General features: G+C 68.0%; 7 protein-coding genes. All 7 read right to left on the bottom strand.

All coding sequences use genetic code 11. The features are described from left to right. Window positions 1–4: 4 nt before the first annotated feature. The 7 genes from OG394_RS05140 to OG394_RS05110 are packed head-to-tail and all read right to left on the bottom strand — an operon-like array spanning window position 5 to window position 13,507. Window positions 5–934, bottom strand: a complete 930-nt coding sequence (locus OG394_RS05140; RefSeq protein ID WP_328993726.1) for a DUF1702 family protein — start codon at window positions 932–934, stop codon at window positions 5–7. Beyond that, complete coding sequence (locus OG394_RS05135) at window positions 931–1,884, bottom strand: DUF1702 family protein (RefSeq protein WP_328993724.1); 954 nt, start codon at window positions 1,882–1,884, stop codon at window positions 931–933. The genes OG394_RS05140 and OG394_RS05135 overlap by 4 nt, the downstream gene beginning before the upstream one ends. After that, window positions 1,868–7,447: a type I polyketide synthase gene (locus OG394_RS05130; protein WP_328993723.1), complete on the bottom strand. Its 5,580-nt coding sequence runs from the start codon at window positions 7,445–7,447 to the stop codon at window positions 1,868–1,870. Before OG394_RS05130 ends, OG394_RS05135 begins: the two co-directional genes overlap by 17 nt. Further along, entirely contained in the window at window positions 7,419–8,315 is an 897-nt protein-coding gene (locus tag OG394_RS05125) for a thioesterase II family protein (RefSeq protein WP_328993722.1), read from the bottom strand. Before OG394_RS05125 ends, OG394_RS05130 begins: the two co-directional genes overlap by 29 nt. After that, window positions 8,312–10,024, bottom strand: coding sequence for an NAD(P)/FAD-dependent oxidoreductase (locus OG394_RS05120; protein WP_328993721.1), 1,713 nt, complete (start codon window positions 10,022–10,024; stop codon window positions 8,312–8,314). The genes OG394_RS05125 and OG394_RS05120 overlap by 4 nt, the downstream gene beginning before the upstream one ends. After that, on the bottom strand, window positions 10,021–11,703 hold the full coding sequence (locus tag OG394_RS05115; protein ID WP_328993719.1) for an NAD(P)/FAD-dependent oxidoreductase: 1,683 nt from the start codon (window positions 11,701–11,703) through the stop codon (window positions 10,021–10,023). The genes OG394_RS05120 and OG394_RS05115 overlap by 4 nt, the downstream gene beginning before the upstream one ends. Then, window positions 11,696–13,507 carry an NAD(P)/FAD-dependent oxidoreductase gene (locus OG394_RS05110; RefSeq protein ID WP_328993718.1) on the bottom strand — a complete coding sequence of 604 codons (1,812 nt, stop codon included), beginning with the start codon at window positions 13,505–13,507 and terminating at the stop codon, window positions 11,696–11,698. The genes OG394_RS05115 and OG394_RS05110 overlap by 8 nt, the downstream gene beginning before the upstream one ends. Between the last annotated feature and the right edge of the window lie 6 nt (window positions 13,508–13,513).

Here is a 13,513-nt window from a genome sequence, read left to right as displayed (position 1 = left end):
TCCCCTAGGACGGATTCGGGAACTGGGAGCGGATGCGCTGCCGCCAGAGCTCGTAGGCGGGTTCGATGTCGTCGGTCGGGAGATCGTCCAGTGCGTTCCGGGCGATCTCGGCGGCTTCCTGACTGCTCAGTCCGCAGATCACGCCGGAGGCGAGTTCGACGGTGTCGCCCGGGTTGCCGACCTGATGGCGCGCGCGGGCGGCCACGACGACCCCCTCGGCCAGCCGCGGCAGATGCCGGCCGGCCAGCGTGCGCAAGGTGTCGAGCACCTGCTCGTCGACACCGCCGGTGTACCCGCAGCCCAGCCCGATCCCGGCCCACAGATCGCCCTGGCGGTACGGCGGGAACCCGTCGATCGTGGCGTGGACCCGCTTGGCATCAGCGCCGGTCGCGAACCAGAGGCCACGCCCGAGACCGTGGTCGAAAACCCGTAGGCCGTAGCCGCTGAGGTGTCGCGGCGTGGCACGCTCCTGCACGTGCCGGCGGTAGGCGAAGAAGCCTTCGTGGAAGCCGTACCCGTCGAGCACTGCCCAGCCCATCACCGGGTCGTCGAGCCGACGGCGGAACGGCTCGGGATTGCGGCGCAGCCGGGCCAGGCCCATGCCGGCACCGAGGTAGACCGCGAAGACGTAGTCGCGCGCGGGTCCGTCGACAAACGATCGGGTGCGCTGCTTCCACCGCAGTAAGTCGTCGAGTGCGGCCAGCCCGACACCCGCGCCTTCGTAGGCGAACCCGAGTAGTTCCTCCGGGTACGCGTCGAGCTTGGCCACCAGCTTGTGGCGCCGCGTCACCAGGGTTAGTTCGCAGCACTCGGTGACGGTGAACACCACCTTGCTCAGCCGTTCGGCCGTCGGGCCGTCTCCGCTGGTAAGTACCGGGACATCGGTCGGAGTGACCTCGAAGACCGGTCGCAGCAAGGTTCCCAAGAGACTCATGCCGGCTCCCCTAGACTCTGCTCGGCGGGACTGAAAACGGCCTCCAGCCGGTCCTGAAGTACGCCGTACGCCGGCCGGGCCGCGCTGTCCGGCAGATTCCGGAACGCCTCGTCCACGTGCTCGGCCGCCTTTCGGCTCGTCATGCCGCACAGCACCTCGCACGCGAGCTCCGTGCCAGGAATCGGGTTGCCCGCGCGGATCCTGCCCTTGGCGACGAACGCCGTCCCGACCGCGACGCGGGCGAGATGCCGGCCCGCGGCGTCGCGCAGTTGCTCGACCGTGGCCCGGTCGACGCCGCCGACGTACCCGCAGGCGACACCGACGCCGAGCCAGAGGTCCGCGTGCCGGTGCGCCGGAAAGGCCGCGATCGTCCGCGTGATCTCGCCGACGTCCGCGCCCGAGGCGAACCAGATGCTGCGTCCGACGCCCTGGTCGAAGACGCGTCGGCCGAAGGGTGACAGGTGGGACGGGACCCGCTTCGCCTGGACGAACCTGGCCGGCTTGAAGAAGCCCTCGTGGAAGCCGTACCCGTCCATCGCCAACCAGCGCAGGGCAGGGTCGGGCAACTTGGCCAGGAAAGGCTCCGGCTTACGCTTCAGCCTGGCCAACGCCTCGCCCGCGCCGATGTGCACCATGTAAATGTGCGGGCGGCCGGGCCCATCGATGTACCGCTGCAGCCGGGACCCAGGCAGGAACAGGTCCATCCCGGTCAGGCCCATGGCCGCGCCCTCGTAGGCATAGCCGCGTAACTCCAGCGGGGTCTCGTCCAGTCGCGGGACCAGCTTGTCCAGCCGGTGGCCGTCCAGCACCGCGTGGTATCCGCCGACAGCCGACCGGACCACGGTCTTCAGGTGATTCCAGTTCGGCGTGTCGCCGCGACTGAACCCGGTGGCTTCGCGATCCGGCACACCCATGACCGCTCTTCGCAACCGGCTAAGGAGCTGGCTCATGATCCATCCCTTCTTCGCGCTCGAGCTCGGCAAGCAGCGCCTCCAGCTCGTCGGGTGAGGCCGTGGCGAGGAGCTGCTCGAGCTCGTCGTCACTCGGTTCCGCCACAGCGGGTGTGGACTCCGGCCGGTCGGCCGGGGTCGCATCGAGGTTCAGCCGGGGCAGGATGCGGGCCGCGAGGTCGACGACGCTGACGCCCTGGAGGAGGTCGAGCACCGGGATGTCGACCCGGAGCATGATGTCGATCCGGGCCTTCACTTCAACGGCCATCATCGAGTCGATGCCGAGATTGCTCAGGTTCTCCTCGTCCCCGAGCTCGGAGGCCTCGAGATTCAGTACACCGGCCGCGATGTCGCGCAGCAGGTCCCGGAGCAGGTTGGCCCGCTCGTCCTCGGGGGCCTGCCGGATGCCGTCCAGGATCGAGTCCGCATCGACGACCGATTCGGACGACTGCTCCTCGCCACTGCTGATGCCGAGCTCGGCGAACATCGGCGGGAGCTGACCGGCAATCGCTGCCGCCCGGGCGGCCGGCCAATCGACCGTAATCGCCACCAGGTGGGCCGGGCGCTGGCTGAGGACTCGCGCCAGGATCTGCGTGCCTGACTCCGGCGTGATCAGTTCGATGCCGCGGCGCGCGTACATCTGCTCGAGGTTCAGCTTCTCGACCATGCCGATCGACCAGGGTCCCCAGCCGATCGTCAACGCCGGCAGGCCCTGTCGGTGGCGGTAGGCGGCCAACGCGTCGAGGAAGGCGTTCGCGGCCGCGTAGTTCGCCTGGCCCGCCGACGCGATGACGGATCCGGTGGAACCGAACAAGACGAAGAAGTCCAGCGGCACGTCGGCGAACAGCCGATGCAGCAGCCATCCCGCCCGCAGTTTCGGCCGCATGACCCGATCGAACGACGCCTGCGTCATCCGGACCATCAGCTCGTCCTCGACCACGCCCGCGGTGTGGATGATGCCGCTGATCGGAGGCCGGTGATTGCGCTGATGATCGTCGTACCAAGAATGGAGCTGGTCCTCATCAGCAGAGTCGACCGCGGCGCACGACACCGTCGCACCGCTCGCCTCGAGCGTCAGCAACTGATCGATCAAAGCGCGCTGTGGGTGGTCTGCCGGGAGGTCGCGCCAGGTGTCCCGCGACGGTACGGCGGTCCGCGCCATGAGGACCACGTGCCGTGCACCGCGATCCACCAGGAAGCGGGCGACCAGGAGTCCGAGGGTCCCGAGTCCTCCGGTGATCACGTAGCTGCCGTGGCGGCGCAGGCGGACCGGGAACGGCGGCGTCAAGTTCGTACTCGGTGCGAGCCGGGCCACGAAGCGCCGGTCGTGGCGATAGGCGACCTGGTCCTCGCCGGCGGCCGAGTCGATCTCCTCGATCAGCCGCCTTGCCTGCCCGGCATCGTCGCCGGGTCCGAGGTCGACGAGCCCGCCCCACAGACTCGGGAACTCCTGATGGCCGACGAGCCGGCCGATACCCCACATCGGCGCCTGGGACACGGCGACCGGTCCCGGCACGCCGCCGATCGCCTGTGCCTCGCGCGTCACCAACCAGACCTGCGCCAGCTGGTGATTGAGCTCAGCCGCCAGTGCCTGCATGAGATTGAGCACCGACACCGAGCCGAGCAGCTGGCCGTCCTCGAGCAAGTCCGCCGAGACGTCGTCGCCGGACAGTGCATCCAGGCTCCACAGATGCAGGACCTTGCCGACCGACAACTCCTGTCCCAGCTTGCGGAACAGCTCCTTGTACTGGCCGGCGTCCGCGGGATTCACGACGTACAAGCCGGGCTCTGTCTCGACCAGCTTCGGTACGTCGTTGTGTTCGACGGTGATCACCTGGCGGCCTGCCTCGTGCAAGCGCCGTACGACGTCGCCGCCGATGCCGGAGGAATCGGCGAACACGATCCAGGCGGCGGAGTCCGGCTCCGCAGCTGGGGTGGGCTCGAGCGGCTGCTCCCGCCAGGACAGCTCGTGCAGATTCCTGTCCAGACGGTCCAGGCTCTGGCTCGGCGCGGCCTGCAGCGACTGGGCCCGGAATCCCCGGATCTCGGCCAGCACCGAGCCGTCCGCATCGCAGAGGGCGAGGTCGCTGACAACGACCCGGGCATCGGCCTGAACCACCTCGGCGACGACGAACATCTCGTCGCGCGGCGGCTCGTGGACAGTGATGCTGTCGACTCCGACCGGGAGGTACGGCGTACCGGAGCTCTCGCCGTCCGTGGTCAGTGGCGTCGCGGCCGTCAGCAGGACCTGGAACGCGGCATCGATCAGGGCGGGGTGGAACCGGTACGAGGAGAGGTCGTCGCGGATCTGCTCCGGGACTGTGACCCGGCCGACGGCCGAGCGCGGTCCGCTGACGATGTCCTGAACCGCCTGGAACACCGGACCGTACTCGAACCCCATCTGCCGGGACTGGTCGTAGAAGTCGTCCCGCGGCACATCGTGGTCGCAGCCGGCCCGAGCGGCAGCCAGGTCCCGGCGCGCGGGCGTCGTCGTCCGCCGGCCGAGCTGGGCGGTCGCATGGATCGTCCAGGTACGGTCGCCCGACGGCGTGGCGGTGTAGCCGGCGATCTCGACACGCCCCGACTCCTGGTGAAGGGTCGTCCGCAACCTCGGGTCAGCGGTCTCCGGGAGTACTACGGCCTTGCGGAACTCGAGATCCTCAACCGTGTAGCAGTCATCGCCGTACACCTCGTGAGCGGCCGCCATCGCCATCTCGATCATCGCGGCGCCCGGGACAAGGGTGGTCCCCTGGATCCGGTGATCGGCGAGGTATGGCAGCACGCCGACACCGAACTCGCGCTCCCAGGCAGGCTGACTGGCGCTGACCCGCTGACCGAGCAGCGGATGGACCTGCGTGTAGTGACGGTCCTCGCGCGCCTCGACCGACTCGTTCCAGTACCGCTTGGTCTGCCACGGGTACGTCGGCAGCTGGAGGTGCCCGCCGTCGTCGCCGTAGAAGGCCTCCCACTTCACACTCTGCCCGTGGGAGTAGAGCGACCCGAGCGAACCGAGCAGGACGTCGTCATCAGCCTCGTCGCGGCGCAGTGACGGCACGACCAGAACGTCGGCCTGCTGCTCGGCAGCAAGCTCCTTCATTGAGCCGGCGAGCACAGGGTGCGGACCGATCTCGAGGAAGTGCGTGTATCCGTCGGCAAGCATCTCCCGGAACGCGGACGCGAAGAGCACGGTGGCACGGACGTTCTGCCACCAGTAGTGCGCATTGACGCCGCCGCCGTCGATTCTGGTCCCGGTCACGGTGGAATACAGCGGGACGGTCGCCGACTGGGCCTTCAGATCCGCGAGTCCGGCCAGCAGGTCGTCGCGCAGCGGGTCCATGCAGTGGCTGTGGTAGGGCACCTTCACGTTGAGGAACTTGTGGAAGACGCCGAAGGTCTCCAGTTGCGCGGCCATGCTCTCCAAGATCGTCGCGTCGCCGGACAGCGTGACCGCGGACGGGCTGTTGATCGCGGCAACCGATACCAATGGACCCGCGTCCGCGACGGCCTTGTCGAGGGTCTCCGGAGTGAGCCCGACCGCGAGCATCCGGCCGGTGCCGGTCGCGTGCTGCTGCAGGCTGCTCCGGTAGTAGTTCACCTTCACGGCGTCCTCGAACGACAAGACACCGGACAGGTACTGCGCGGCGACCTCGCCGGTGCTGTGACCGACGATGCCGTCGGCCTCGATGCCCCAGGTCCGCCACATCTCGGCCAGACCGATCTGGACGGCGAAGTTCGCCGTCTGGGCAATCCTCGTCTCCGCCATCTGCGACATGTCCTCGGCGGCGAGCATCTCGTCGAGCAGCGACCAGCCGGTGTACTTGCGAAGCTCTTCGTCGCACCTCTCGACCGCGGCCCGGAACACCGGCTCCGTGGTCAGCAGTTGCCGGGCCATCGCCCACCACTGCGGGCCCATGCCGGAAAAGACGAACGCGAGCTTGGGCTTGCCCCCTGCGGGTGACCGGCCGGATGTGACCGCCTTGGTGGCGTGGCCGGCACTGAACTCACGCAGGTACTTCGTGACGTCGGCCGGCGTCGATGCGACGACCGCGAGCCGGTGCTCGTGGTGGCTGCGGCGGAGGCCGGTAGTGTGCCCGACGTCCAGCAGGTGAACGGCGTTCCCGGACAGATGCTCGGCTGTCGACGCGGCCGCTGCCGTGAGCGCCTCGGGTGAGCGAGCCGACAGCGGCAGGAGGTAACGCCGGTCGTGCGAGCGCCGGGCCGGGGCCGGCTGGGCAGGCGGTCCCTCGAGGACGACATGCGCGTTGGTGCCGCCGAACCCGAACGAGTTCACCCCCGCAAGGCGACGAGCGGACGCCGCCGGCCAGTCGCCGAGCCGGGTCTGCACCCGAAGCCTGAGCCGGTCGAAGTCGATGGCCGGGTTGGGATCCTCGAAGTGCAGCTGGCCAGGGATCTTGCCGTGCTTGAGGGCCAGCGCGGTTTTGATGAGTCCTGCTACACCGGCCGCGGCCTCGAGGTGACCGATGTTCGTCTTCACCGACCCGATGACCACGCAGTCCGCGTCGGCACGGCCCTCGCTGAGCACCCGCCCGATCGCGCCTGCCTCGATCGGGTCGCCGACGGGGGTCCCGGTTCCGTGGGCTTCGACGTACTGGACCTCGTGGGGTGCGATACCGGCGCGCAGGTACGCCGCGCGCATCGCCGCAGCCTGCGAATCGCCGTTCGGCACGGTGATGCCGTTGGTGTGCCCGTCCTGCGAGACCGCGCTCCCCCGAATCAGTGCGTAGACCGGGTCGCCGTCGCGCTGCGCGTCGCTCAGTGGCTTGAGGACCACCACACCGGCGCCCTCACCGCGGGCGTATCCGTTCGCGGACGCGCTGAACGCCTTCGACCGGCCGTCGGGTGACAGGAATCCACCCTTGGACTCGGCGATGGTCATGTTCGGGGCGATCATCACGTTCACGCCGCCGGCCAGGGCCATCGAGCACTCGCCGTTCGCGATCGCCTGCGCCGCCAGGTGGACGGCGACCAGCGAACCGGAGCACGCGGTGTCCACTGCGAGGCTAGGGCCCCGGAAGTCGAAGGAGTACGACAGCCGGTTGGCCAGCATCGTCATCATCATGCCGGTGGCCGAATGCGTCTGAAGCTCGTAGCGGCTGTAGACGCCGTAGTTCTGGAGCAGCTGGTAGTCGAGGGTGAAGCCGCCCATGAAGACGCCGACCTCGCTTCCCGCGAGACGGTCGGGAACCTGCCCGCCGTCCTCCATTGCCTCCCAGGCCACCTGCAGCAACAGGCGCTGCTGCGGGTCCAGCCAGATGGCTTCGCGCGGCGAGATGCCGAAGAACTGGGCGTCGAACTCGTCGATCCGCTCGAGGAACCCACCGTGGAACGTGCTCATCTTGCCGAGCTTGCCGCCGGCCGGATCGTAGAACTTACCCGTCTCCCAGCGGTCGGCCGGCAGGTCCCGGGTGGCGTCGACTCCGTTGCACAGCAGGTCCCAGAAAGCACCTGGGCCCTTCGCACCGCCAGGAAAGTGGCAGCCGATTCCTACGATCGCGATCGGGTCACGGGATCGGTCAGCCGGCGATCGGTCGGTCATGGACATGTTCCCCTTCCTTGATCAGTGCGGCGCTCCCGAGGTCGCGGACGAGTTCGGTGAGCAGCAGGTCCTGAGCGCTGTGCAGGAAGAAGTGCGAACCGGGAATCATCGCCAGCCGGAACGGGCCGGCCGCCTGGTCGCGCCAGGGCTCCAGATCGCTCCGGCCGACCCGCACGTCCTGATGGCCTCCGAAAACGGAGACCGGCATCCGCAGCGGCGGCTCAGCGCCGTACTCGTAGGTGTCGCACAACTCGAAGTCGGCCCTCAGCGTGGGCAGCAGCGCCCGCATCAGCTCGTCGTTCTCCAGAACCTGTTGGGGCGTGCCCTCCTTGAGCAGGACGGTCTTCAGCACCTCGTCCGGCAGGTGGTAGATCTTGATGTTCGGGTTGGCCAGCTGCGGGGCCCGGAACGCCGCCAGGAAAAGGTGCGCAGGCTCAGGATCACCAGCGCTTCGCAACCGCCGGGCGAGCTCGAACGCGACGAGCGCACCCATGCTGTGACCGAAGAAGACGTACGGCAGGTCCAACTGAGGACGGATCGCCTCGTGCAGCGCATCGATGACGGGAGCCATCCGCCCCAGCGGCTGCTCCCCTACGCGGGTCTCGCGGCCCGGCAGCTGCGCCGCCCACACGTCGACCTCGGCCGGTAGCCCGTCGGTCCAGCCGCGAAAGATCGACGCACCGCTTCCGGCGTACGAGAAACAGAACAGCCGGATGCCCGGCGCGTCACCGCGCGAGAACCGCACGAGCCACGGCGTGTCCTCGCGGGACGGCTCAGCCCGCAGCCGAGCGAGGAGCTGCGCGCGCTTGTCGGTTGTCAGGCGGGTGATCCGTTCGTGCAGCAGGGAGTTTTCAGGGAGCGTGTTGGCGGTCATCGGCTGTCTCCGGTACTGGTGTCGACGGTCGGCCTGAGGGTGATCCAGTGATCGTCGACCGGGTTCGCCGGCTGTTCGGCCTCGTAGACCTCGACCAGGGACATCAGGACCTCGTCCTTGCGCCAACGCTGCGCCTGCTCCTGCTTGGCGGCGTGGTCCGGATCGGCTTCGAACTCCGCGAGCACCGTCGCGATCAGCTGGCCGGACAGCTGGTCGATGAACCGGACGTTCGCGTCGAACCGCTCCTGCATATCGGTGTCGCTCAGATCGGCGGTCATGCCGAGATGCAACCGCGGCATGAAGCCGAAGTCGTAGAAGCGCACGAACGGCGCCTGGTCCGGCGGCTCCTCGTCCACAGCACCCCACTCGCGGAAGAAGCGCTGAACTTCCTTGCTGGTAGTGCCGAAGCCGGCCAGACCCTCCAGCAGGCCCGGGTGATCGGCCAGCACTCGCCATTTGTCCTGGAAGTAGAGCAGGCCCGGTACGGCCCAGTAGACGGCCGTGTCCCACACGACCTTGCAGGTCATCACCCGGGCGTTGCCCATCAGGGGATACTGATTCTCGTAAATGGTCAGCCAGCCGTCGGTGAGCAGGAAGAACACCGTGTTGTGGATCGCCGCGATCTCCTCGACGTCCTCGCCGTCGAGTGCCCGGCCGACCAGGTCCGCGATCAGGCCGTTGCTGATGGCAATCAGATCCAGGCCTGGGGAGTAGAACGGATCCAGGAAGACGCCGGCCTCGCCTGCGAGACACCAGCGGTCGCTGGAGAAGACCTGTTCACTGCTGTAGGCGTAGTCCTTCATGATCCGGAAGTCCTGCAGCTTGTCGCTGTGCTCGTCGATCATCCGCGCGCATTGCGGCTCGTGTTCGGTGAGCCACTGCATGGCCCGGTCGAAGGTGTTCAGCTCGCCGAAGGCGTGCACGTCGGCATCGGTGACGATGCCGATGCTGATCGCGCCGGATCCGAGCCGGATCAGCCAAACCCAGTACCCGGGTCCCATCAGGTGGTTGGTCGACAGCTCGCGCCGCCCCTCGACCACCCTGTCGTGCCAGTCCGGGTCGTCGGACCACCGGTCGATGTCGATGGGGTGCGCGATCCGGAACCAGACCGCGTTCGCCCGATGACCGACCTTCTTCGCCAGGCCGAGCTTGCGCTTGAGCATCGCGCTCCGCCCGGTCCCGTCCACGACCCACTTGGCCTGGATCTCGCCGGTCACGTCGTCGGTGTCGCGAACGGTGACCCGGTGGTGGTCGGACTCCGGCTCGAGTTCGACGGACTCGACCTTGACGCCCGACAAGAACTGAACGCCGCCGGCGACGAGCATCCGGCCGAGCGCGTTCTCCAGCCGGCCCCGGTCGAGCTGGTAGGTGCCGACCGCCCCGGGCGGGCGCACCGAGTGGCCGAGCTCGACCCGGCGGGTGATGTCGTCGTTGCCGTTGTGGGAGAAGAAGACCCGGAGCCCGAACTTGTCCAGCTGCTCGGTCCGCAGGTGCTCCTGCAGGCCCAGAACCTGGCGCAGGTAGTACCCGGCGATCTCGACGGTGGACTCGCCCACCTTGTGCGTCGTCTCCGGCACGGGATGGCTCTGTCGTTCCAGTACGGCGATCCGCGTGCCCGGCCGTTGTCTGTGCAGTTGCAGGGCCAAGGTCAGGCCGGCCACTCCCCCGCCGAGGATCGCGACGTCGACCTCGGCGGGCACGCCCGTCACGAGGCCACCGCCGCGGGTTCACTGCCCAACGTGATCCAGGCGCTGTCGATCGGGTTGACCGGATCGTACTCACGGAACCGCTCGACGACCTCCTGGAGCAACTCGTCGGAGCGCCACAGCTCGATCTGGTCCTGGGCGACGCCGCGGGCCGCGAGCTGGTCGATGACCGTGGTGACCAGCTGACCGGCGAGCTGCTCGAGCAGGATCACGTTCGTGGTGAACTGGTCCTCGAGCTCCTCGTCGGGAAGGCCTGCCGCCATCCCGTTGTGCAGGTCCACGATCCAGTCCAGCAGGCTGTAGGGGTCGGCGAAGGTATCCGCCGCCGGCTCGCAGTCGACGGCATGCCACTCGCGCAGGAACTGCTGGACCCGGGTGTGCAGCTCCCAGGTCCGCTGCAGGTTCCCGAAGGCGCGTGGGCTGTCACCGAGCCGGCGGAGCTTGTCGTGGAAGAACAGCAGCCCAGGCACGGCCCAGTAGATGATCGTGTCCCAGATGACCTTCGCGACCATCACCTTCGGGTTGCCCATCAGCGGGTACTGGTTCTCGTACGCGACCAGCCAGATGTCGCTCAGGACGAGGTACACCTGGTTGTGAGCGGCGGCGATGTCCTCGATGTCCTCGCCGCGGCGGTCCCGGATGACGAGGTCGGTGATGAGACCGTTGCTGATCGCCATCAGGTCGCCGCCGGACGAGTACAGCGGGTCGATCGAGACCCCCGCCTCGCCGGTCAGGCACCAGCGGTTCTCGGAGTACACCTGCTGACAGCTGTACGCGTAGTCCTTCATCACCCGGAAGTCCTGGATCTTGTCGCTGTGCAGCCGGACCTCCGCGGCGCACTGCGGCTCGTGCGCAGCCAGCCAGTCCAGGGCCCGGTCGAGGGTGTTGAAGTCCTGGAACGAGTGCGCGCTGTCCTCAGCGACGATCCCGACGCTGGTCGATCCCGAGGCGAGCGGGATCAACCAGACCCAGTAGCCCGGACCCATCAGGTGGTTGGTCGAGAGCCGCCGCTGGCCGTCGCAGACCCGCTCCTGCCAGGACTCGTCGGCCGACCAGCCCTGGACGTCGACGGGGTGGGCGATCCGGAACCAGACCGAGTTCGCCCGATGACCGACCGGCTTGGCCAGATCGAGCTTGCGCTTCAGCAGTCCGGCCCGGCCGGTCGCGTCCACGACCCAGCCAGACGCAATCCGGTGCCTGCCGTCGTCGTCCTGGAACTCGACGACGTGGTCACTCCCGTCCTCGGACAGTTCGACACCGCTCACCTTGCTGTGGGCGAACTTGACCCCGTGCTCGGCGATCAGCTCGCCGAGGTGGTTCTCCAGCCGGCCGCGGTCCAGCTGGTACGACGGCAGCGGTGCGGCCGAGACCTGGCCGTACTCGACCCGATGGGCGATCTCCGCGTTGCCGTCGTGGCTGAAGAACATCCGCAGGCCGAACTTGTGCAGCTGATCCCGGGTGAGGTGGTCCTCGAGCCCGAGCACGTCTCGCAGGTAGTGCGCCTGCACCTCGACGCTGGACTCGCCGACCTTGTGTGCGGCCTCGGGGACCGGATGATGCTTGCGCTCGATCACCGTGACCTCGAGGTCGGGGTCGGTCCGCTTCAGCTGCAGTGCAAGGGTCAGTCCGGTGATCCCGCCGCCGAGAATGGCGACGTCGTACCGGCCGGCGATGTCAGGCATAGGTCACCTCTTCGATCTTCTGTTCACGGTTGTTCGCTCCGCTCGGGCCGAGGACCATCCAGCCCTCGCTGGTCGGGTTGCGGCGCCGTTCGCGCCGGTAGGCTGCGACCAGCTCGCCGATCAGTGGGTCGCGTTGCCAGGCCTGGATCTGGGCGACCACGTGGTCGTCCTCGTAGCGGTCGCCATGGGTGTCGATGACAGTGGTGATCAATTGACCTGCCAGCTGCTCGAACAGCCGCGTGTTGGCCGAGAACCGCTCGGCGAACTGCGCGTCGGACAGCTCGTCGGCCATCCCGGCGTGCAGCTTCACCATGAAGTTCAGCGGGGAGTACAGATCCACGAACCGTGGTTCGAGCTCACGGTCGTCGATGCCGGCCCACTCGCGGAAGAACGCCTGGATCCGATTGCTGACATCGGTGAGCCGGGCCAGGTCGTTCGCGACCGTCGGGCTCGCCGCGACGTTGCGGAACTGATCCTGGAAGAACAGCAGGCCGAACACACCCCAGTAGAAGGCGGTGTCCCAGATGACCTTCGAGCTCATCACCCGGGCGTTGCCCATCAGCGCGTACTGGTTCTCGTAGATCGCCAGCCACATCTCGGTGATCCGCCGGAAGAGCGAGTCGTGGATCGCCGCCGCGGCAGTCACGTCCTCGCCGTCCAGCGACCGCCCGATCAGGTCCGCCACCAGGCTGTTGCCGATCGCGATCAGGTCCAGCCCGGGCGAGTACAGCGGGTCGAGGAAGATCCCGGACTCGCCGGTCAGGCACCAACGAGCGCGGCCGTCGAACACCTGGTCGCAGCTGTACGAGTAGTCCTTCATGACCCGGAAGTCCTGCACCTTGTCGACGTGCCGCCGGATCTCTGCGTGGCACTGCGGCTCGTGCTCGGCCAGCCAGCTGAGTGCGCGTTCCAGGGTGTTGAACTCGTCGAAGCTGTGCTGCCTGGCTTCGGCGACGATGCCGATGCTGATCGACCCGGAGGCCAGCCGGATCAGCCAGACCCAGTATCCCGGCCCCATCAGATGGTTGGTCGACAGCTCGCGCCGGCCCTCGACCCGTCCCTGCCAGTCGGCGTCGTCGGTCCAGGTGCTGACGTCGATCGGGTGACCGACCCGGAACCACGCCGCGTTCGCCGCATGGCCGACCTCTCTCTGCAGACCGAGCTTGCGCTGCAGCATGTGGTTGCGCCCGGTCGCATCGACCACCCAGCTCGCCGAGACGTCGCGCTCCTCGCCGCCGGTAGCCACCCGCAAGTGGTGTTGCGTCCGCTCGGCGTCGAGGTCGACCTGCTGGACTCTGCTCCCGGTTACGAGCTCGATACCCTGCTCCGCGCACAGCCGCCCGAGTTCGTTTTCGAGGCGGCCCCGGTCGAGCTGGTACGTGGCGTGCGGCGGAAACACCGAACTGCCGAGCTCGACGCGCTGGGTGATGTCGGTGTTGTCATGGTTCGAGAAGTACATCCGGAGGCCGAACTTGCGGATCTGCCGGGTCTCTAGATGTTCACCCAGCCCGAGGACGTCCCTGAGGTAGTGCGCGGCGATCTCGACAGTCGACTCCCCCACCTTGTGAGTGGTCTCCGGCACCGGGTGCTCCAGCCGCTCCACAACGAGGAGGCGGGCACCCGGACGTTCCTTGCGCAGTTGCAGGCCCAGAGTCAGGCCGGCCACGCCGCCGCCCATGATCACCACGTCGTAGTGGTTCGGACCTGCACTCTCGACGGTGGGTCTGGCCTTCAGCGCCTCGACCAGTTGGGCCCGCTTGTCCGCGGGCAAATCGGCGATCCGGACTCGGGTCTGTTGCGTCATCGCATC

Source organism: Kribbella sp. NBC_01245, assembly GCF_036226525.1.
Taxonomy (GTDB): domain Bacteria; phylum Actinomycetota; class Actinomycetes; order Propionibacteriales; family Kribbellaceae; genus Kribbella.
Note: the sequence above shows the minus strand (reverse complement) of the source record. Positions and strands in the feature narration are given on the sequence as shown.